Raw genomic sequence first — 21807 nt, 5'->3', positions numbered from 1 at the left:
GCGCGATTGGATAAGGCATTAACTGTGGTCAGCCAGCAAGGTAATCTGGAAGCGTGCTGTTGTCAGGTGCTAAAACTGGTGCTGTTAACGGGGTGTCGAATTTCAGAGGTAACAGGCCTACAATGGTCTTTTGTTAAAGGCAGGGAGTGGCACTTGCCGGACAGCAAAACGGGTGCGAAGGTGGTGTATGTGGGCAAGGAAGCGCAGAAACTCCTTTCAGACATACCAAAGCAAGCATGGACACAGCGTAGCGAATCACACGATGATGTGTTTATGCCTTTGCGTCGTTTTGTGAGTCGGTCGACTAAGGTTAGTATGGTCTGGCAACAGGTGCGAGCCTTAGCCCATATCGAGGATGTTCGCATTCACGATTTGCGTCATACCTTTGCCAGTTATGCGGTGTTAGAGGGGTTCCCTATTCCGATGGTGTCGAAACTGTTGGGTCATACGCGTATTTCATCCACGCTTCGTTATGCTCACGTGGATGATGTGCAAGTATCGCAATCTGCTGAGGCGATAGGGGAAGTTATTAGTGGAATATTATCAGGCCAGCTTGTGAATAACCCTAAAACTCGAAAAGTGAGAGCCTCCAAACCTAAGCCGACGAAATCTCCCCCTAAACGCAGAGGAAGACCTATCAAAGTAATACCGGAACTGACCGAGAAGGAGGTTGAACGGTTTAGATATGAAGTGGATTTTTGGGAATGGTGATTAAAATATCTGTCGGAATAACATAAGTACATCAAATTTTAAGATTAGGTTTTTTGGTGAAGTTTGTGTTTTGGGGAGTCACACTTGGAGTTCTGTGAATAAGTGTACGCGAGAACTAACGCTTTTCTCTAAATATTAATTATTAATTATTAATTATTAATTTTAGGCCATTCGATAAAGACTGATAGGTTCGACGCTCTTTGTTTAACATCATAGGGTAGGCAGCTAATCAATGGACAAGAGTAAAGGATTGACGAGAGAGCAAATAAGGTCTTTTCGCCGAGATGGTTATTTAGGACCATTACCGAGGTTCGCAAATGTCGAATTAATTCAAGATGTTTTAACGGAAGTTAGGGAGATAGCTCAAAGCCCAGAGCCGCATCCCCTGTATGGTCGTTATTCTGTCAGGGATTGGCATTTAGTATCGACGAAAATTAAAGAGTTGCTCACAGATTCAGCTTTGATCCCAAAGCTACAGTCTCTGATTGGAGACGATTTAGCTCTTTGGCGCTCAAAAATTTTTCACAAGAAATCTGGAGAAAACGGTACAGGTTGGCACCAAGAGTGGGGAGATTTCGATGATGAAGAAATTGGCAATAATAAGCCTAGTTTAAGGCCTAAACATGAAAGGCGGGATCGTTGGTGGAATTTAACTGTTTGGGTCGCCCTTACTGATGTTGAGCTTGATTGCGCTCCGTTGCGTTTCATTCGTGGTTCACATAAAAAACAATATCCTAAAACCATGGTTCCAATGACAGAATCTGAGTTTTGGCATGATCCATTTATTGACTGTAAAACAATCGAAGATGTTGTCGAAAGGGCGAACAATTACACACTAGTATTGGACGTTGATACCAGTGGGCTTTTTGAAAATTATCAAATTAGTGGGAAATCATTCGAGGATGTTAAAGCCTATGTTCGAGCTGAACTTGCAAAATTACCTGCAAAAAAAACATTGGGTGTAGACGAGAGCCAAGAAGATATAGTGACGATCCCTATGAAAAAAGGGGAATTTGTTATTTTCACGGAAAGAACCATGCATGGTTCTCTTCCTAATACATCTTATAATGACCGGTTTGGCATTAATTTTAGAGTAACGGCAACGGATACGGAAATTTATCCATTTCGACACTTGGGCGACTTTATTGATGGCTCAAACATAGATATCACAAGACATTCGAGCTTACTGCTCTGTGGTAAGGATCTGTCTAACACACGTAACAGTTATACGTGAGAAGGGAGGTTAGAAAGTGATTATCAGCAAACAAATGCATGACATGAATATTCTGAATGATGCTTCTGCCTTACTTGGGTGTTCGACTTCTAAAGAGCTCTATCAAAAATTAAGAGCTTTAATAGAGCGACACGAGACTGTGAGAGTGAAGACAGGAATAAACCTTTTGGCAGCAGAAGGCCCTATGAGTTTACAAGCTCGGGGACTACTAAGTTGTGACTTGGGGTCTAGAGCCTCAGGCGGTTCTATTGGGCGAAATAACCGCTTTTTTACGGGGCTTGATCAAGCTGATGAAATAGAAGCACTTTGCATAGTATTACTTAAGGAATTATTTGAATGCAATCATGCAGACCCTAGGCTTTTAGGAGGGCTTCATGCTAATACGGTTGTCTATGCAGTTCTCAAAAACCATTTCAACGTATCAGATATGTCCACCCTCAATACATTTTATGGTGGTAACTCAAGTAACCATAGTTTAGGCCCCCCGGGGATCTTGAACTATTCCATTTCAGATCTTCCTGTGGATCCGAATACCCTCGAAATTGACTTAAACGCCTTTGAATACATGGCTAAGTTTAGACACCCGAAATTAGTGAGTTTAGGGGCAGGTCTCAACCTTTTTCCCTTTCCTGTAAAAGAGATAAAAGACATTATTTCTCGTTGGGGAGGGATGTTACTTTTTGATGGCTCACATCAAGCAGGGTTGATTGCTGGTGGAGTTTATCCAAACCCTCTGTCTTTGGGAGCTGATATCTACACTGCATCGACAGGAAAGACGTTTAGTGGTCCTCAGGGAGGAGTAATTTGTTGGAATTCGGAAAAGTTTTCTTCTCCGATTAGCACGACTATATTCCCAAAGCTAACTGGTTCACATCAACTTAATCGAATTGCTGCCCTGACGGTCTCATGCTTAGAATTAAAGGAATATGGCCTTGAATATATGGCTCAAGGGATACTTAATGCTAGGCAACTTGCTAGTAATTTACAGGCGCACGGGTTGGAGGTGCTCTGTTCTGATGAAGGCTTTACTGAAACTCATCAAGTTGTTGTGAAATGGACTCGAGAAGAAGGTGCGCGTTTAGCATGCTACCGTCTAGCTGATGTTGGGGTTTTTGCTAATGCAGTCCCACTTCCTGAAGATAGAGAGTTGTTATCTGGGATACGTTTTGGTGCAACAGAAATTACTCGATTAGGGGTTACACAAAGTCAAATAGTTGTTTTAGCTGAGGTAATCGCAGGCGTTCTACAAGGTAATTACAATTTGAAGGAGGCGCGTAATGTAGTAAGTGAGTTAGCCTCAACATTTTCTGGCTTTAAATATAGCTTGGAGGGTGGACAATGATTTCAATTACAGAACTGTTTACTTACTTATTTGTTACGTTGCTATATGCGTTTATGCCCGGTCCTGCAATGCTTTACAGTATTGCTCAAGCTGTGTCAGGAGGGAAGAAAGTAGGAATTATGGCAGCTTTTGGCCTTCATATAGGAGGTTATTTTCATGTAATTTTAGCTGTATTAGGTTTGTCTTCTGTGCTTTTAGCTAATCCTTCTCTCTATTCTGCCATTCAAAAGCTAGGAGCTCTCTATCTTGTTTGGTTGGGTTTCCAACGTATCTATCTATCAAAAAAATTACGTATTACTTCTTGTGAAAGCAATCTTACCTCTCCTAAAAGAACGTTTATTGATAGTGTCATTGTAGATATTCTGAACCCTAAAGCCGCAATTTTCTATCTTGCTTTTCTCCCACAGTTTGTGAATGAAGCAGGAAGTGTTGCTGTTTGGCTCCAACTGCTTATTTTGGGAGTTGTTACGAATTTATTGTTTAGTAGTGCTGATCTGTTAAGTGTTTTGATGGCGAGTCATCTACAGAAAAAGTTTCAAGCAAGAAGTAACTGGGTTGATTTTTTCTCAAGGTGGTCTGGTAGTATTTTTATACTGTTAGGTGTTATGGCCTTGGTAAACTCCTCGTACAATTAGGGGAAGGGACACACTTCTCGGATTTTTAATTCAAGTTGATTTACGATGTAATGACTTAGGTTAGACGGTAGTGTTACTCGTTACTTAATTCGGAGTTAGCTGCCACTCATGTTGTGAGGAGGAGTGATAAATGGAATATCCACTTATAGGAGCATGTCAGTGCGGGCAAGTGACCTATGACTTGTATGAAAAACCACTAATGGTCTTTGCTTGTCACTGTACAGAGTGCCAAAAACTGTCTACCAGCCCATTTAGCATTACAGCAGTTGTCGATGCCGAGAAAATAGAGTTTTCTGGTCAACTGAAAACTTGGGAACGTTTAGCTGATAGTGGCAATCGTAATTGCGCGATGTTCTGTCCAAATTGTGGAAACAGAATTTACCATTTCAATCCAGATGCACCGCAAACGGTTAAATTAAAGTTAAAACCAACTGATATGTCGGCAGCTGATATTTTCGAACCTCAAGCACATGTTTGGGTTAGTGAAAAACTAGATTGGTACCAAATACCAACTAATGTAAAGGTTTTCCCTGAGCAGCCGGGGTAGCGGTGAGCAAGTGTTTAAGATATTAAAATACTTGTTCTAATCTATTGAGGTTTAGGGAGTTTCATTGCATTAACTTACTTTTGGCCAGAACTTTCATAGGTTGAATCTTTATCTGTGGCACTTTCTAACTCGAAAGTGCCCCATTATTGGCTAGACCTTTTACTCATTCACACCCTGTTCATGGGTTTTTACCATATTAAAACTTATCCACTCTTCTCATACTGTTAATCCCCGTGATGTTTCACGGGGGTAGATTCCACCTTTCTTTCAGCGTTAGCTACCTTAAGTTCTTTTTCAATCAGTTTGTAGGTGTTTGAGGGGTATAAAAAAAGCCTCGCGCTTGGCGAGGCTTTGGTTATCTAAATGTTCTGGATGCATCTCGATAAAAGTTTTCATGACTGCCCAACGCCATTAAGGTCAGGACTAACGTCCCGTATTCATCGTAGTTGTACCCAAGCAAGGTGAGCTGCTTGTTCATCTTAAACTTGTGCACCCTAAGAAAAGACAAATCGCCTTTCTTCATCACGCCAATAAAAGGGTTTTCTATAACCTCTTTCACTGTTTTATCTAGATCTTGTTTTTGGTTTTTGTGTAGCTTTTTTACTGTCTTGGCAAATGTCGTAGTTTGCTCAATCTTTGTTACTTTCGCTAAATTCATAAGAGGTCGTATTCCCGTGCTCTAATTCGGCTTTAGCGATGATTGCCTGCAGTACGAACTCGTAGGTTAAGTCAGGGTTATCCTCCATGATCTTGCCTATTTTCGCCCAATGCTCAATTTGCTTGGGGGTCGTTCGATTTAAAGCTGTTCCAATGGTTGCAGCTCTATCTACTAGGCTCTCATCAAGTCTAACGCTTGTAGTAGCCATATGTATTACCTTGGTCATTTGTTTGTTGATGTCAATTGTAGCGCATTGCATCATATGTGGCAACTTGCAACAAAAGCCCTGCTAGTGGGCTTTTTCACTTCTCATAAGTGACAATGAACTTAACCTCTAAGGTCGTGCTCTTCTGATGGCTCCTCCATACCGGAGATAATGCATCATTTACTAAATTAGAAAAAGCTTCTGTCCAAAGGTGTGCCATGAAACTCGAAAATGCCCCATTAGAAGTTACGACCGATTGATTACTCATTTCAGAAACCTGTGATTTGGCTTACTTTTCCTTATGCAAACCACATCTACTGTATTGATATAAGTGTAACGGACCTAGGTATATTAATGTAACGCCAGTCTCTATAGCGGCAACTTGGTCGGCTCAAGGGTGGTATGGGACTCGTTGCACTTGGCGTTAATCTCTTATATTTTAGTAACTTAAAATTTATGATCAAGGAGTAGACAATGAAGTTGAAAATAAGGGAAGCTTTACCAATATGTGCCATCATGTTGCTAACGGCATGTGGTGGTGACTCTGATAGTGCCGATGATGTAAATGCAGCAACACCAATCAATTCACCTACAGATGCTTTAAGTCAGTTAGTTTCGTCAGGAACGTACCCAGACTTAGACACTAGTGATTCGCTTACAGGTTCAGTCACCAATAACGAAGCCATTCGAGACGATATATTGGCATATATTGAAGCGGCTAACTTATCAGCAAGTCAAAAGACACAAGTTAAGAGTATTGCCAGAACTATCCAAGAAGCTGTCCTTGTTGATCATTCTGATATCGATGCAGTCCTCCAAGTTGATGAAGAGTCTACTGTAGCTATCGGTTGCTTGAGTTTAGCTTTTGATAACCCTGCCGATGCACATCAAATTCTAAAAGCGATAGAACATTACACAGCAAACACTCGTGAGCGCGCAGCGGCATATTCAGCGTTCAATGAAGCTCTTGATGGCACTGTGACGCGCCTACCATCTAATATCGATTGCGTGGAATGATGTATGAAAAAAATTATTATAACCGCTTTAGCTGCGTCAATCTCTTTCAATGTAAGTTCTGCAACAGTTTGTGAAGTACCAGGGTATGTCGTTGGCTTTTTTAATGGAGTGTGGAATACAAAAAATGAAGCGAAATTAGCGACATTTGAATTCCAAAAGCAAATTGGAAATGAGTACAATTCAGAGCCTGTAGCATACGAGACTTTTTATAACGTAACTGGTTCATCGGTTAGTGCATCAGCGTTTCAAGATATAGCAGAAGTATTTATTCAGCGAGCGGAAGAAATAGACCCCGATCTCGGCGGTAGATTTGATATCTTTTGGTCAGCAATTACTGGTGGTGGAGCTGATGGTTTCTTAGATAAAGTCTACAATATTGTCAGCGCCCCTAGTGACTTGGTGTTGGGGCTACTTACTGAGCTTTACGACTGGGCATCATCCCAAACAGTTGCACTTGTTAGTCATTTGTTTTCTTCACCGCCAACAGCAAGCGATTACGCTCGTCATAACACGAGGATTCAGACGTTAGGCACACAGGGCGCAAAAATGCTGTTTATCGCCCACTCCCAAGGTAATCTTTTTGCTAATAATGCCTACAACGCAGCATTGGAATTGGATAACCTAGATGAATCTAATCTTGGGGTAGTCCACATTGCACCAGCTTCACCACAACTGAATGGACCTTATACACTAGCCGATCTCGATTTGGTGATAAATGGTTTAAGAGCTGTAGGGACAGTGCCCGATACAAATGTCTCGATACCAGTCAGCCATTTAGAGGTTGATCCATCTGGTCACACTCTCATACAAACCTATTTAAATACTTCTTTACAACCAGCTGGAATGATAAGAAACGATCTCCAATCGGAGCTGGCGTCATTACAAACTCCTGAAGCAATCGCTTCTACAGGGTCGTTCACAGCAACACTCAGTTGGAATGGTCTAGGTGATGTTGATTTGCATACGTTTGAACCCAATGGGATGCAGGTGTACTACCAAAATAGGGTAGGTAACGTTGGTGAGTTAGATGTTGATAACACCAGCGGCTATGGGCCAGAGCATTACTTCGCCACTTGTGACAGAGACAGCCTCGAACTCGGGGTATATAGTATCGGTGTGAATAACTACGCTCGTGCAGAAGGTCGAATTGCAACTGTTCAAATATCGACAGGTAGTATTTCGGATGTTCTAACTAAGTCAGTTACACTTGGGGAAGCTCAAGGTTCATCAGAGAATGCCAACCCATTACACATGATGAATGTTGTGGTTTCTGAAAACGACAGTGGTGGCATTGAAATAGGGGCTTTCTAGTAACCTTAAAGGGCCGTTTACCTATAGTAATATAATCTGATAGCCCTACTAAAACATCATTTGATGTTTTAGTAGGGCATTGCGTTTGGTCTACCAATTTCCGATACATTGTATGATTCGGAGTAGTAAATTTTGTCCGAACGACTTAGTCGCCAATCTGAACGTAACTCGGAAATGTCCAGAGGCTTCATAGACCTGAAGTTTTACTCGTCGTCGCGACTCAAGGCGAGTTCCAATGATATATTTTGTAACTGCAAGCAATTAGCTTTGTCGATAAGAGCTGATAACAAAGAGAGCCAAAGCTGACTAAATTGATTAACCAATAACTTTCAATGTTTTTGGTTATAGTATGTGTAATACAAATCCCAATAATACTTGAGTTATTTCAAATGAAACAAGAAGTACATAGGTTTGAGCTATCAATAAATAGCACTATCTCTGAAGTCTATGGCCACTTTACTAAGGCAAATAGTGACCAAAGCCTCGATAGAATGTTTGAAGGTCTTCAAAAAAAACTCAGGAAAATTACCTGCTCAGTGAGAGAGAGGGAGTGTACTCTCATTAATGTGTACATTGCATACGGCAGAAGACAAGAGGACTTTGATGGTAGAGGGAAGACTTGTAATTCTTTTCCTACAAGGAGAATCGAAAGTATAATGAACACCCATTCTAACCTTTCGCCAGAAGACCTGCTAGGTGAGGCTTTACGATCTTTAGAGCACTGAGCTGGAACTTTAACGTTTTCTAGATTAGCGCATGATAGCTGAAAATATGAGCAAAAAAATTAAGAGTAATTACACCATGACAATGCGATAGAGTCAGACCATGCTCTAATCAAAAAGCTCATCGAAGCGATTCAAGGTCTTTAAAGGTTACGGATATTGAACAAGAGTCAATTTGATTTTTGGTTAAGCCGTGACCGGGCAGAGGTGAGAGTGCACGAGGGATCAGCGTTTTTGAATGAACTCTTCAATACATTTACAGTTTAAGTATAAAATGAGGCGGCCAAATAGCCGTCCCAGACACACCATCTGACTTGTTTATTCACTCATTCCTTTAAGCCAAAAATTAATTCAATTTCATCATCAAGTCTTCTGCCCGTTGGTATAAAACCAAGTTTTTGATAAATAGAGAGCGCATTGCCTTTTTCTTTATCCATCGTGGTCAGGGAGACGCCTTTTAAACCGATAATGGAAGCGTATTTCTTACTGAAGTTAATCGCTTGACTCCCCAATCCCTTTCCTTGGAAACGATGGTCAATCATGACGCGCCATACATATAAATGCTCCTTTTGAAAGTGTTCATCGTGTGTGTCCAGTATTCTAGGGTCAATCAGAGAGATCAGGCCCGCAGGTTTATCGTTTAAGTAAATACCATAGTTGATACTATCGTCGTTAAAACTGGCTTCTGCAAGCCACTCTGCGTTGTTAGCAATGAGTTGTTTTTGAGACTCTTCCACTGAGAGAGCAATAATGTCATCGATAATGGTATTGTTTATTTTTAAAAAGCTAATTTTATTCATGCTTATTTACCTTGGGTAGGTATTTCATTAAAAGTAACTGGCCAATGTAAGGATCTTGATAAGCTAATCTTGAGTTATCAAAATGGTAATGCCGCTTTTGTTCCTGTCATTTAACATAGGCTCTTCAACTATCTTATAGATCTCTTTATCTGGCGCATGCTAGAACTCGCCAATCGTTTTTCATTAAGGTATATAGTCACAGTAGAGTATGCTTTCTCAAACAATGAGGATGGAAGTTCTTGTTTCCTATTTTGTCTGCACCCATGACAGAAATATGAGTTCCAAGCGTTGCCCACGATGATTAAAAAAAAGGGTCCGTACAGTATTTTTGCAACAGTCCCGTTACAAGAACCAAAACAAAATCCCTGCTAGAGTGCTTACTAGTGTAATGAAAGAGAGCTTTAACGTGTTCTAAGCCAGTTACATGTTGTATGTCACTTATCAACTAAAATGGTGGCTCTTCTCTTACCGCCTTTGCACTCAACAGTGACGTTCACTCCATTGACGAGTGCTTTCTCATTATTCGCTCTGGCTCTCACATCGAGTTCAAATTTGGACAACGAGTTCGGTAAGCGCAAAAGAAAGAGTGCTGGTTACCCTTTTGCTTTGGTACAGGCCAAATCTTGATGTTATCGAAGATGGCCAATCGCAGTGCTAAAATAGACAAAACTCTGGAATATTGCAGCTAATGTTATCGAAAGCTATTCTGCACTATTTTTGTAGTTTGCGTAATTGGTGTAGCCAAACTCAACACCAATGATACGAACCGCCATATAAGTTTTAGCCCAGACCATTTGACGTATTATTCCGGAATCTTTTGTCTCTTACAGTATGACTTTGTAAGTAAAATCATTACATAATGAAAGCGTATTCACTAGGTTGCTAGTTCAAACCTTGATGCTTTGGTTTTTCTAATAGCGATAAGATGTCGCTCCTAATGAATTGATAGCAGAGTAGTTTCTTACGTCTAAAGCGGGACTTGATTGGATGAACCAACGATAAATATAGGACGATTCACAATAATGCCGTGCTTGGCCGACATATCACTCAGATTGACATTACTCATGGGCGTTGATTAAGCGACTTTCCATACTTGTTAGAAGAATATTTATTACTTCTAAATCGTAGTCAATACAATGTTTCTAAAAATGACGTACTCTCTTACCTTTATCGTTTGGGTATAAAGAGAGTCGATTTAAAAGTGGGCAGTAAAACGTTGAATATTTTATAAAACTTTGACCAGAACGTTATATAAGGGCTTCAAGGAAGGTAATAACCTTAGTCTTTCGGTCTTTTTTATGACGTTGTCACAATGAAAGTTGGGTGAGGCGATAATTCCCCTCACTCAATTAGTACCTGAATATGATAACAATAAGGCCGATGGGTAGGAAAAGTCTAAAAGTTTCGTACAACGTCATACCATCCGGATGAAGGTGGACGTTAAGTGGGAAGGTGATGAAAGGGTTCCACATGACTCCGCGTTTAATCGAAGAAGGGACCTGTCGTATGACAAAAGAAAGTGCCCGCGCCGTTTTTTTTTCTTATCCTTATTTTTTATTGATTTAACTATTTATCTCCCCACGCGCAGTCCTTTATTGATGGCCATTTACTTGCTCGGCTAATGAGAAAGTTGTGCTAGTTCGTCTTTATTCAATCCTGTGACATCCATAATGGCTTCCTGATCTAGACCATTAAGCATCATCTTGTGCGCCATCTCCTTGAGGGCTTCTTGGCGACCTTCTTGGCGTCCTTCTTGGCGACCTTCTTGGCGTCCTTCTTGGCGTCCTTCTTGGCGTCCTTCTTGGCGGCCACGTTGCTCGCCTTGTTGGCGCAATTGTTCTGCAATAGTCATAAGTGTTTTCTCGTGTTTCGGTACTGATGAGGCCAGTGACGTAATTAACGCCTCTAGGTTGATTTCTGTTCACGCATTCATTTTAAGATTGGCCAATGGGAGAGATATTTAAAGTGAGCTGACTGCCCTATAGAAACTAACCTAAACAAGGGCTCTGTTAGTTTCTATATGAATTCTGGGCCTCTTAATTGAGGGGGGTGTAGTGAGGGTTTTGAAAGAAGCGACTATTTCGCGATCAAGAAATCCTCAATTGATTTTCCAGCATCAAGCTGTTCTTGAATTATGGAAGGGGTGCGACCTTGACCGGTCCAGGTTTTTTCTATGCCGTTCCCGTCTGTGTAACTATATTTAGCAAGGCGAGGCTTACGTTTACCTTTTATTTTATTCTTTGATTGACCTGCTAGAGCTTCTATAAGAGCTTCAATATTAACACCATCGACCTTGATTTGCTTTGCGATTTCAGCGACTTTGGATTCTTGTTCAGCACGAGCTTCGCGCTCTACTTCTTCGCTCTCTTGGCGTTCAAGAAAGACGGTCGTTAACTTATTCAGTGCTTCTTCAAGTTCCTCAAGTGTTAATTCACGAGAGAACGCACGAAGCGAGCGGATATTAAGTAAAGTTTTTATCATTTCGGTCATGTTGAGTCCATTTACATTTAAATTGAGATAATATTACAAATCAATAAGATACACAAAAATTGTCGAAACACGTTTTCTCCAAAAATAGCGTTGTGAATATTCCCTCTTAGGCATATTTTTCTAAATATCAATGAGTTATTGCCTATCTTCATCCGAGAATGATGCTTTTTTAGGGTAAATAGTTCGAGCGTCGCTAAAGCTTATGGATTTAAAGTGGCTGTACTGAATATCTTTGATTAATTTAGTGTTCAAACTTTCATGAGTAAACGCACAGTAAATATGCAAGTTATTGATGGCTATAGAGGATAGAGCACTCTCAAGTTGAGTTTCAGTAACCATGTAGAGCAAAGGGGGTATTTCGGAACATCTCATATAACCATCAGCCTCGTCATAGCATGTTGATTATTGCATGTGTCTGCATAAAGAAAAGTATGAATAGTCCTAAACTCTTATTGTGTCTCTGCATTGAAAACTGGCGTCCGTAAGGTTTGGGTGAAATTTTCACCTACCACTAGGATGGAAGGCTCCGTGTCACAAGGTGAGTATCGCAGTATATTATACTAGACCTAAATCCGGATTTAGGTGGAAAAATGAAGAAGAGAATTGGACCCTATGCGCAAACCTAGCCTAGCTAATGCCAATTTTAAAAGGTTCATGCGTAAGCCAGAGTTGCGTATTGAAAAGCTCTCTCTTTATGACCTATTTGGTCAGACTGGCTTTGGGTGCGTTGTCATATGGGAAAGCTTTCAGTCAAGGTTGAAGATGGGTATTTAGTCGGACATTGTCTACCCAAGGTAAAACCGAGAAATAGAAAGGCACTATTCAATCGTATAATCGTTATCACTCTCGGTGCAATAAAAGGTGAATGACTTCATCTTTCTCTTCAGAGTCAACTTCAACGCGATAAAAGCCTTTGGCTTTTAGCGCTTCAATTAACGCTTCCAACCGATGGGTTTTCACCGTCATAGCCAGGGGTTTTATCTGGTTATTGTCTTCATCAAACCCTTGCTCTATGCTTTTTTCTTTCATGTAAAGAGTATCTCGTTCCATTTCTTTTGTGGGGTCTTCCAACATAGTTGGAAACTGATGCTGCTCAAATAATTCCGTTAACATGATATAGAGTTCATCAGCCTGTGAGAACTTGGCTTGATACCCGAGATTCAGTTGATTTACCTCCCACATTTTTTGTTCGAGGTTGCCTGTTACACTTCGGCCAATACTGAGCATGGTTTTGAGTTCATTTTTACATGTCGAGAACTGAGGCCGTTTTACTTTTGGTTTGATGAATTTTACCAACAGTTCATTTCTTATTTTCGTTGTCCAATATCCACCTTGTTGACTCATGGTTAAATACAGTGCGAGAAGCGCATTCGTCACGATCTCATCAAGGGCTTGATAGTGCTTAAGGTTTCGACTCATGAATTTATTCTTTCTCTTTAATTGAAGCTTCCTAGCTGTTTTTCACGATTTTAAATTGAGTGCGTAATCAGCGTGTATTAAGGCTTAAATAATAAGGCGCATTCAAAAATTAACGGGAAACGCGAACATATACCTGCTCAAACTTTAATGGCACCGCTCGTCGCAATCCCGTAGCTGGCGAAGCCAGTCGAAGGGTGAGCAAGCGGTATTTCGAACCTCTTAAACCACCATGATTAAGCCTCTTTTCTAGACACAGAATCAATAGAAGGTAAGAGATCCTAAATATTTTTTTAATTGATTGATACTGTTAACTTTTCTTATTCTTTTTTCAAGCGAGACTATCGAATCATCAATCATTTTAAGATACTTTTCCATTTTGGCTTGCGTCTTCTTCTTGCTTGGTGCTGAGAATTGTCTCCAGACTTGAGACTTAACTCCTTGTTGGCTAAAGATGTCACGGTGGGCCCGATTTAAATCCAGGAGCTTCATTTCGAGCAAATGCTCCATTCTCACTAAAGTTGTTTCATCAAGAAGGTGCTCAGAATCGGGGACATATTCTGTCAGCATTCGGACTAAGGTCATCACATCATTCTCTCGTTTGGCCACCGCCAGTTTCTGCATTAAACGATGTTTCTCTTCTTTCTTTAACGGGTCAGACTCTTTATCTGGATGGATAACACTCGCAATGCGTTTGTACATTTTGTTGAGTTGAGTACCTCGGAACATTTCTTTGATGTTAAGCGCGTCGTCGTCTTCACTCTCAAAATAATCGAATTCAAAATCGTCCCAATCGTCCTCATTTTGGGCTCGTGGTGAAAATGAGTCGTTATTATGTTTAACAAAAGAGGCCCATAAGGCACTGATAAAAGCTTCAATGGCGAATGGATCACCAGAAGCCAGAATTTCACGGATTTTTTTGTGGGGTAAATCAATATCAGCGCCGAACATCTCCTTCATGCCGTTTTCAAATTCTCGACAAGCTGCATTGAGCGCTTGCTGTTTCTCTTTCTGAAATACTTTATTATGATAGGTTTCATACTCTTCGCATAACGCCTCGACTTTGTCTCTATCATTGATAAAAGGGCGATCAAGCAAGTCAATTAACTCCTGTTCAATCGCTTGCATCAAGCGATTGCGGATATTGGTTTTGAGTTTTTTTGAGGTCAAAAATGACATCAAGTGCTTAACCCAGGCACAGTGAAGATGGTCGAGCTTTTTATCATAGGGAGTCAGTTTATCTTTGTATTCAGAAAAAAGCTGATTGACCTTGATCTCGGCCTTTTGATTACGCCGTTCATTTTTTTCAATCTTCCTCCAGAGCTCAGATAAATAATCCGACTGAGAATGTGGAACGTTGTTTGAGTGAAAAATAGGAAGTGTCATATCCGTCCTTTTCTCTTCTAGTAACCCATGTGTTTTTCTAGGCTAACAGCGTAAGAAGAGAAACACCTCGAAGTAATACTAATTTATGTTCCTTGAGTTTGAATTACCCTCTGACGCTGATAAATCGAAACGCTAATCTTAGTATTCAAGGGGCCATTCATTTTGTAAAGCAGTAAGCTTAAGCGGCTGAATAAGAACCGTGACCATTTAATGAAATTAAGAAGAAAGCCTCTCACAGCGCCATACTGCTCTTTTTAGGCTGCAATATTGACAGCACTAAAAACCCTCGCCCTGCTAAGCCATACCATCCGGATGAAGGTGGACGTTAAGTAAGGAGATGATGAAAGGGAGCCACCTGACTCAGCGTTTAATCGAAGAAGGTCCCTGTCGTATGACAAAAGAAGGTTGCCGCGCCGTTTTTTTTGCTTGTCCTTAAGTATTTATTTTTCTATTGATTTAATTATTTATCTTTATACGTAGTGTTCATAAGCGCAGCCCCTTATTGATGGCCATTGTAGCGGTCTTTTTTATCCTTCCTTTCTTGCACGGCCTTTCTTATAAAAAACCGTGAATAGAGAAATCCCTTCCGAATGAGACTGCGTGCGCAAGATAACCCTGAATAACCTGTTGGGAGAAACCAGAAAAATGAGAGATAGAGCAGGGTAGGCTAAGGTTCAGACGTGCTGATCCCTCCGCCTTCGCGGAGACGAACGTGTCTTTTTAATTAGGGGCCAGGTCCGGTTGATACTCACTAAAGAAGGCTGAGGTTGATTGCGCATAGGTGTTTAACGTTGACGCATTGAAGATCTCTTGTATCCCTGACGCTATCTTACGGAAAGAGAGCCATTGAAAGCTCAGTCCTTTTTTTGTCTGGCGTTCCCGTGTTGCGAGGATCAATTCGCTGATGTTGGTGTAACGCACGACTTTTAAGTCATTAAAGAAGCGAGGTGTAAACTGTTTGTACGCGGGTGCACTGCGTATCGTCCCTTCGTCTTGGTCGACACACACATTGATCCGCTCACTGTGAAAATAGCTGGCACGCTTTAGATACTTCACCGCTTTAGCAAAGGACTTCGGCGAAATAAACTCTCCAAAGCGCAACGCATAATCTTCTTGAAGCTGGTCGTAGCTGATGGTTTTCAATCCCGCTTCGGTGGGCAAACCGATGCGCCCGCCAATGAGGTCTGTGTTCGGCAGAGTGCACGCTAATACTTTCGCAATTAAGGTGCGACATTGGACATTATTCACCGCTTCACCGCCCCATGCATTGAGTGACGGGAAACGATTGGGGTTGGTAATAAATTCTTCACACCCTTTTAAGATCCGCGCGTATTCTGGCGGCAGGGTTTCTACCTTACCGCTTCGGAGCAACCGGCGAGACTTAAATCCGATCTCAAAAGGCGTCTTAGGGTTCCGCGCGTTCTCTTCTTCAATGACGCGTTGATACAATTCAATCAAATCCAGTTTGCGAGCCTTACGCTTACAGCGATACTGCGCATCGTAACTCGATTTATCGAACGGGGGAGGGGAGGAGCTAAACGTTTTCATAAGACTCACCGTCCACGTTTAAAACACACCTCGCTTCATCCTGAGGGACAAAAAAGGCGGTGTTAGGCAGAAAGTGGATTCTCCTGAGCGTTAGCCCAAGCCAAGGCTGAGTCAAATGCGTCATATTTTGAAGTCCAAGAGGTTTTTGGGGTGTTTGGATTGGCCGTCCAAACGGTGAAATTTCAACCTATCTCAACCGGGAAAAGAAATCAAATGCCGGTTTTTTAGACACAAAAAAGCCGACTACTCTTGGAAAGTCGGCTTTTTTGCGAGTGCTATATAGTCAGAGTACCACCTCTAACACACTCTAAATCCTAGAAAAAACACACGACATTGGACACTACAGGAGTAAGCAATGTCGTGTGTTTTAACCTTATAGACCTCAGGTAAGTATAGCGTGTCGTCGCCTGATATTTCAAACGCTAAGTGTGCCTTGGGATTTTTCCCTTAACATAACAAATATAATACGCACCAAATTAAACTTTTGATTTTAATGGTTATTTTATTAAATTTAACGTTGCCTTTGTTTTTAATTTTAAATAATTAATCCATTAATTATTTTTATTGGGATTCTTTGATGTGCTATAAATTTTTCAAGGTTATTTGTTATCTCATTGTTATTTATCTGCTATTTTTGGTTACGCATTATATTTGTTATGTTAAATTGCAAGATTGAGAGGCCCATCACAAAAGCAAATAAGTTTAATAATTCTGGGTCACTTTTGAACGATTAGAGGGTTCAGCGATATTTCAGTTTGAACTCGGTCGTTTCGGTTTTTCTTAATTGAAAAGGATTTTGTATGAATTTGAAATCAGAATGTAGGGTTGATAACAAGGAAGTCGGTATCGCTTTTAGTCTTTCAGCAAACGCGAATAAAACGTTAACGCTATCGGCGAAAAGAGCAGAACGGGCCAAAAAGCGCGAAGGGAAACTTCGATTAGAAGATCATCTCAAACGTTTTCCCAATTGGTCGCTGTAACGAATGATATTGCCGTCTGAGATCTTATTTCAGATGGCCTCGAAGGTGGGCTGCCTTCACGATTGCAAAAAGCGCCGCAGAGGGGCGCAGGCCTGCGTAATATGCCTAACAAATTCAGGAGCCCTCTCTGGGGCGACGTCCAAGGCTGTTTTTCTACTCAATTAAGCACGCTGGTTGAGTGGTGAAATAGAGTTACTTGGGAATACCAGACACCACACCCTTTGGATGTGCGCATTCTACTACAAGAATGCTCAAGCCAGTTTGTAGCACGGCTCTTGAAAGAGAGCCCATTGTTTTGCTTTTTTAAAAGAACAAAACAATGTCCTAAAAAGGAGTGTGAACGATGCAGATTATCTACGGACATTGTCGTACAGATGAGGCGGCGAATGTATTAGGCCACTTTGTTGAACAAGGGGATTTTGTCAGCGTCAAAGAACTGGGAACGGTCGGGCGTGAACACATGGCGTTTGCCGCCTTACTGTCTTTTACTGGACACCTTTCATTCCCTTTCTATTGGAAGGGTGTTCATTTTGTTGCGGTTCAAAAACAAGTTCAATCAGTTAACCGTCTCACTCTCCCAGCTTCAAAGAATGCTTGTAAAAAACGTTATCGGAAGCTTAAGAACACCATCATTAGCGCTCAAAATTGGAAGCAACATGTGAGTCGTAATCGCGGTTTGAAGTACGCGAAATCTTCTCTGTTTTCTTTATGATGCGTGCCTATACCTGTCGATTTTAACCTTTCTCCCCACGCGCCGTTTAATTTGCACGTTGCACGGTCTGCCTAGGACAACCTAACCCTTCTTCCCAGCTTCTCAGGCAAGGAGGTCTTTTACTCCATCATGACCAAACACTTGATAAATTTATCACTCAATAAGGATATTTATTATGAAAAAACGCACCCAGCGCACCCTCCTTGTCGGGCTTGGCGTTGCTGTCTCGACACTTCTTATCACTCAGCCCGCTCTGGCTGCCGATATCTTCGCGTCAGGTAAACAAGCCATGAAAGACTCGGCGGGCAAAGGCTCTGCGGTTGAAACCGCGATGCTGGGGACTGGGCTTGCGGGGGCGGTCGTCACTGGACTGATGAGCCGTAACTGGTTTGCGGCCGTTGGCGGGTTCATTGGCGGCTCAGTCTTGTGGAATGTTGGAGCACCACTCGTCGGCTTAGGCTAAGGAGTCACAATGGAAGACCCTCATCAGTTTTTTTCTATTCCAAAACACATGAACAAAGGTCGTCGCTGGCTCGGGTTCCCAGTTGATGAACTCGTGCCTGCCCTCTGCATTTTTGGCCTCTCATTCTGGCTTAAACACGAAATGATAGGGCTGACGTTATCGCTGGCTTGGTTTGGGGGATTACGTTACATCAAAGCGCAATACGGTGACAACATAGTTACCCTGTCACTTTATTGGTGGGGGGCTTCCTTTGTCCATCCCACCCTCTTTAAGCGTACCCCCTCAGCCTGTCGTCGTTACTGGATTTTCTAAGGAGACCCTTCATCATGGATCCGTTTGTTAAACGGGATAAGCTGGCCGTCAAAAGCCTCCTCAATCTTTTTTTGAGTGCAGGCTTTCTTGTTATGCTTATCACTAACCTGGTGTTGGGTTACACCAGTTATCAAGCCCTTACCCATCAAAGCCGAACCCTAGTCCCGCCCACCCTCTCTCAAGCCTTTACGGTTTCGGATGGCGCGGTCGATGAACCTTATCTTGAGCAAATGGCGGATTATCTTCTCTACCTGAAACTCAACATCACGCCGGCAAGCGTTGGACGTCAGTTTGGTCAGTTACTTGAATATTTAGACGAGACAAGCTGGTACAACGTTCAACCTAAGCTGCTTCGAGAAGCCACGGTGGTTAAAAAAGATAACATCAGCAGCCAATTTTCTGTCGAGTTGGTCCGAATTTCTCTCGACACTCTCCAAGTACAACTCTACGGGAAACTCCAAAAGCACGTAGGCCAACGCGCACTAGATCCGGAGATGAAGTGGTATCAAGTCAACTTTAGCTATGACCAAGGCGTCATAGGTTTACTCTCCATTGAAGAAGTCGAGGTCAACACCGATGAATCTTTATGAGCAATCATTCACCCCATCGCAGCAATGGCACCCTTATTTTTTATCCATCGCGCTTTGGGTGGTCTTTTTCATCCCCTCTTTTGCCCTGGCTGAAAATGCCGCCATGGTGAGCTATGAGTTTGACGAAGGCGACACGATCCCCTTGTCACTCTCTTCCATTAACGTGAACCGTTTACTGGTCAACAATGACCGTATTATTTCGATCGTCTGCCCGAAAGGGTTTTGCACCTCAACGGGCAACCAAAAAGACGCTTCCGGCTCCATCACCTTAAAAATTAACCTTCCCTTACCGTTTACCGCGCACCTGACGACAGAGAAAGGGCGATTGTTTGCGCTGTTTATTACCCCCAAAGCTACACCATCTTTGGTCACGGAGTTTGTTTGGTCGCAAAATTACAAAGAGCAGCAAAGCCCGATTGAGCAGGCGGCGGATTATCCCGCCGCCATGACAGCGCTCACCAAAGCCATGATACGTTTTGTCCATGATGGCGCTCCCATTGCTGGTTTTAAACGTCACGACGTTGACCCCAAAACCTTACCCAAAGATGAAGCGTCACTGGCCATCATCCCTCAAACGGTCTTCGTGGGCCGTCATTATTCTGGGGTGGTTTATCAGCTCAAAAATCAAAGCCGCAGTGACATGGCGCTGACCACCGCGCAGTTCTACAGCTATTCCGCACGCTCAGCCGCGCTCGATGCCTATCAATTAAAACCTGGGCAAACTACCACGCTCTATCTCATTACTGGAGGAGGCGCCACCCATGCTCGATAAACAAAAAGACGCCTTGGGCCGTTTTAAGAAACGCGTCTTCAAAGACACCGACGGGGACTTTGAAGACGGCGGCACGATCAATGCCGTGACAAGAAAGCGCAATCGCACCATTACGCTCACGGTATTGCTGATATTGACCGCCCTGGCTTTTGTTGTTTGGCGGTTAACACTGTCTCCCCAAGCGCCAAGCAAGGGCATTCAAGATGTCGGATTTGGCGCTGTCGTCACCGATGATTTTACCGACAAAGACAACCAGTCCGCCCTGACGTTTCAACAAGACAAAATCAACCAAATAGAACAAAGCTTAGCGCGGTTTGAAGGCACATTAAGTCGCTTTGGACAAAGCTTAACCTCTGAGTTAGAGAACATTAAAAAGGCCAATGAGCGCGATACAAAATCGCAACTGACAGAGCTTGAGCAGCAGATGCAACAAAAGCTCGATGAAGTTGACGCGCTCAAGGCGCAGCTTGAGACGCAATTAGCCTCAACCCTCAAGGCAGGCGATCCTTCGACTCAACACGGCATCGAGACCAACCAAGGAGACACCTTTGGCCAATACAAACTGCCCCCAAGACCGGCCATTAATAGCAACATGGATAACGCCAAGGTGAATGAGTTCCAGTACCAAGAGCAAGATGATGTGGCCTTTAGTGGTGATGCCTTTGATAGCTTTGAATTTCACTGGCAAGCCAGTGTCGAGGAGAAACAATCCCGTCGCACGACCGATAACTACGTGCCAACCGGCACCTTTGTGACCGCCGTAATTACCGGCGGCGCTGATGCTAATGGGGGCGTCTCTGGACAAGGGGATACCTCACCGATTGTCTTTCAGACAGTCAATCAGGGGGTCTTACCCAACGGTCAGGCCTCTAAATTGAAGGATTGCACGATCACCGGCGCCGTCTACGGTGAGATCTCATCCAGCCGCGGCGTCGCTCGCACCAGTAGAATGAGCTGCATACAACCCAATGGCGATATTCTCGATATCCCCGTCAATGCGACCGTGTTTAACTTTGGTCGCAATGGTATTCGCGGTACCACCATTTTGAAAAACGGTAAGATCGTTCAAATGGCCGGCATTGCGGGGATCTTGCAAGGCGTAGGGGATGCAGGTAAAGCGCTGGCACAAACCACGACACCGACGGCGCTCGGCCCAAGTCAAAGCATCAACAGCGATAAAATTGGCTTGAATCTGCTTGGCGGCGCCACGGAGAGCGTTGGCAGCAAATTGGCGGACTACTACATCAAACTGGCCGAACTCTATCATCCGATAGTGGAAGTCAATCCTGGTGCCATCGTCAATATTGTCTTTTTGGAAGGCTTTCCATTAGATCCATTGCTGGCCGATGAATACGAAACGCGTATGAATGAGCAGCGTGAGCAAGTCTCCAACAGCAATCAACTGTTAGATGTCATTACCAACACCCCCTCTCTTCCACCAACCACTCAAACCGCCCCCATCAACCCTTTAGCGCAAAAAATCACCCAACAAGGGTTAAGCCGCGTGGGCTTTGGGCGTGAGGAATCACCATGAATAGGCACGCTTTGTTTTCACTATCGATACTCTTAGGTCTGACCGGTTGTAGCGCGGGCTTTGAGAGCGAATACAGTTGCGATCAGGTCGGCGGCGTTTCAGGTTGCGTCACCATGAACGAAGTTCGAGACAACCTATACGGTTATACCGGAGGCAGTGGTAACGCCACGGTCTCTTCTCAAGCGCGTCTCGCCCCACCTTCCGCCTTTACCTTACTGCCAAGGCGCAATCGAGAGGGGGAGCCAGAGCGAAGCCAAGAAGACGTTAAAAAACTCACCGTCTTCCCTTTCATCGACAAAGACAATCACTACATCGATACGATGGATGTTTACTTTGTCTTAGACGATAGCCGTTGGTCTGGGCGCCCTGCGCGCGCGATTTGGAAAGATTGATTAGGAAAAAAAGAAACGAAGCTTAAACAT

Annotated in this window: 22 protein-coding genes and 2 pseudogenes; 16 read left to right on the top strand and 8 right to left on the bottom strand. The window is 42.8% G+C overall.

Annotation, left to right across the window (positions count from 1 at the left end):
* Positions 1–6 precede the first annotated feature (6 nt).
* The 5 genes from LMH68_RS23110 to LMH68_RS23090 all read left to right on the top strand — a co-directional run bounded on the left by LMH68_RS23110 (position 7) and on the right by LMH68_RS23090 (position 4469).
* Entirely contained in the window at positions 7–711 is a 705-nt protein-coding gene (locus LMH68_RS23110) for a tyrosine-type recombinase/integrase (protein ID WP_229648403.1), read from the top strand.
* A 232-nt stretch (positions 712–943) separates the two neighbouring features.
* Positions 944–1945, top strand: a complete 1002-nt coding sequence (locus tag LMH68_RS23105; protein WP_229648404.1) for a phytanoyl-CoA dioxygenase family protein — start codon at positions 944–946, stop codon at positions 1943–1945.
* Positions 1946–1961: 16 nt separating this feature from the next.
* A complete protein-coding gene (locus tag LMH68_RS23100; protein ID WP_102560969.1) occupies positions 1962–3287 on the top strand; it encodes a serine hydroxymethyltransferase in 1326 nt (441 codons plus the stop codon).
* Entirely contained in the window at positions 3284–3922 is a 639-nt protein-coding gene (locus LMH68_RS23095) for a LysE family translocator (protein WP_017102638.1), read from the top strand. The genes LMH68_RS23100 and LMH68_RS23095 overlap by 4 nt, the downstream gene beginning before the upstream one ends.
* A gap of 130 nt (positions 3923–4052) precedes the next feature.
* Positions 4053–4469, top strand: coding sequence for a GFA family protein (locus tag LMH68_RS23090; RefSeq protein WP_017102639.1), 417 nt, complete (start codon positions 4053–4055; stop codon positions 4467–4469).
* Between the two features lie 355 nt (positions 4470–4824).
* On the opposite strand, the gene LMH68_RS23085 is transcribed toward LMH68_RS23090, so the two are convergent.
* The gene (locus tag LMH68_RS23085) at positions 4825–5127 is read right to left on the bottom strand and encodes a type II toxin-antitoxin system RelE/ParE family toxin (RefSeq protein ID WP_102560971.1); all 303 of its coding nucleotides are present in this window, start codon (positions 5125–5127) and stop codon (positions 4825–4827) included.
* Positions 5099–5335 carry a TA system antitoxin ParD family protein gene (locus tag LMH68_RS23080; protein WP_017100443.1) on the bottom strand — a complete coding sequence of 79 codons (237 nt, stop codon included), beginning with the start codon at positions 5333–5335 and terminating at the stop codon, positions 5099–5101. Before LMH68_RS23080 ends, LMH68_RS23085 begins: the two co-directional genes overlap by 29 nt.
* Positions 5336–5806: 471 nt before the next feature.
* On the opposite strand from LMH68_RS23080, the gene LMH68_RS23075 reads away from it, so the two are divergent.
* The 3 genes and pseudogenes from LMH68_RS23075 to LMH68_RS23065 form a co-directional block, all read left to right on the top strand.
* Positions 5807–6349 carry a hypothetical protein gene (locus LMH68_RS23075; protein ID WP_017100441.1) on the top strand — a complete coding sequence of 181 codons (543 nt, stop codon included), beginning with the start codon at positions 5807–5809 and terminating at the stop codon, positions 6347–6349.
* Between the two features lie 3 nt (positions 6350–6352).
* A complete protein-coding gene (locus LMH68_RS23070; protein WP_229648405.1) occupies positions 6353–7660 on the top strand; it encodes a YfaP family protein in 1308 nt (435 codons plus the stop codon).
* A gap of 803 nt (positions 7661–8463) precedes the next feature.
* Positions 8464–8649: pseudogene (locus LMH68_RS23065) on the top strand (IS6 family transposase); the annotation flags it as partial.
* A 59-nt stretch (positions 8650–8708) separates the two neighbouring features.
* Here the strand turns inward: LMH68_RS23065 and LMH68_RS23060 are convergent.
* The 6 genes and pseudogenes from LMH68_RS23060 to LMH68_RS23035 form a co-directional block, all read right to left on the bottom strand.
* Positions 8709–9182, bottom strand: coding sequence for a GNAT family N-acetyltransferase (locus LMH68_RS23060; RefSeq protein ID WP_016800590.1), 474 nt, complete (start codon positions 9180–9182; stop codon positions 8709–8711).
* A gap of 1618 nt (positions 9183–10800) precedes the next feature.
* Positions 10801–11094 (bottom strand): annotated as a pseudogene (locus LMH68_RS23055) (ISNCY family transposase); the annotation flags it as partial.
* A 164-nt stretch (positions 11095–11258) separates the two neighbouring features.
* Entirely contained in the window at positions 11259–11672 is a 414-nt protein-coding gene (locus LMH68_RS23050) for an H-NS family nucleoid-associated regulatory protein (RefSeq protein ID WP_069592252.1), read from the bottom strand.
* Between the two features lie 840 nt (positions 11673–12512).
* Positions 12513–13091: a DUF2913 family protein gene (locus LMH68_RS23045; RefSeq protein WP_017104238.1), complete on the bottom strand. Its 579-nt coding sequence runs from the start codon at positions 13089–13091 to the stop codon at positions 12513–12515.
* A gap of 258 nt (positions 13092–13349) precedes the next feature.
* Positions 13350–14474 carry a hypothetical protein gene (locus tag LMH68_RS23040; protein WP_102428375.1) on the bottom strand — a complete coding sequence of 375 codons (1125 nt, stop codon included), beginning with the start codon at positions 14472–14474 and terminating at the stop codon, positions 13350–13352.
* Between the two features lie 720 nt (positions 14475–15194).
* Positions 15195–16022: a hypothetical protein gene (locus tag LMH68_RS23035; RefSeq protein WP_102428374.1), complete on the bottom strand. Its 828-nt coding sequence runs from the start codon at positions 16020–16022 to the stop codon at positions 15195–15197.
* A gap of 800 nt (positions 16023–16822) precedes the next feature.
* Between LMH68_RS23035 and LMH68_RS23030 the strand changes: the two genes are divergently transcribed.
* The 8 genes from LMH68_RS23030 (at position 16823) to traV (ending at position 21777) form a co-directional block, all read left to right on the top strand.
* Complete coding sequence (locus tag LMH68_RS23030; RefSeq protein WP_016800598.1) at positions 16823–17002, top strand: TraY domain-containing protein; 180 nt, start codon at positions 16823–16825, stop codon at positions 17000–17002.
* Positions 17003–17345: 343 nt separating this feature from the next.
* Positions 17346–17714, top strand: a complete 369-nt coding sequence (locus tag LMH68_RS23025) for a hypothetical protein (RefSeq protein WP_048660709.1) — start codon at positions 17346–17348, stop codon at positions 17712–17714.
* Positions 17715–17889: 175 nt separating this feature from the next.
* Positions 17890–18177, top strand: a complete 288-nt coding sequence (gene traA, locus LMH68_RS23020; RefSeq protein WP_016800088.1) for a type IV conjugative transfer system pilin TraA — start codon at positions 17890–17892, stop codon at positions 18175–18177.
* Between the two features lie 9 nt (positions 18178–18186).
* Complete coding sequence (traL, locus tag LMH68_RS23015; protein WP_016800089.1) at positions 18187–18489, top strand: type IV conjugative transfer system protein TraL; 303 nt, start codon at positions 18187–18189, stop codon at positions 18487–18489.
* A gap of 14 nt (positions 18490–18503) precedes the next feature.
* On the top strand, positions 18504–19079 hold the full coding sequence (gene traE / locus LMH68_RS23010; protein ID WP_016800090.1) for a type IV conjugative transfer system protein TraE: 576 nt from the start codon (positions 18504–18506) through the stop codon (positions 19077–19079).
* Entirely contained in the window at positions 19066–19851 is a 786-nt protein-coding gene (traK, locus tag LMH68_RS23005) for a type-F conjugative transfer system secretin TraK (RefSeq protein ID WP_017096434.1), read from the top strand. Before traE ends, traK begins: the two co-directional genes overlap by 14 nt.
* Positions 19841–21385, top strand: a complete 1545-nt coding sequence (locus LMH68_RS23000; RefSeq protein WP_048666133.1) for a TrbI/VirB10 family protein — start codon at positions 19841–19843, stop codon at positions 21383–21385. The genes traK and LMH68_RS23000 overlap by 11 nt, the downstream gene beginning before the upstream one ends.
* Positions 21382–21777 (top strand): type IV conjugative transfer system lipoprotein TraV, encoded by a 396-nt coding sequence (gene traV / locus LMH68_RS22995; RefSeq protein WP_017104313.1) that lies wholly within the window; start codon positions 21382–21384, stop codon positions 21775–21777. The genes LMH68_RS23000 and traV overlap by 4 nt, the downstream gene beginning before the upstream one ends.
* The last annotated feature ends 30 nt before the right edge of the window (positions 21778–21807 follow it).

The sequence above is a fragment of the Vibrio sp. F13 genome, assembly GCF_020806305.2.
GTDB lineage: Bacteria > Pseudomonadota > Gammaproteobacteria > Enterobacterales > Vibrionaceae > Vibrio > Vibrio crassostreae_C.
The sequence above is the reverse complement of the archived record's forward strand: the minus strand, read 5'-3'. Positions and strand labels throughout refer to the sequence as shown.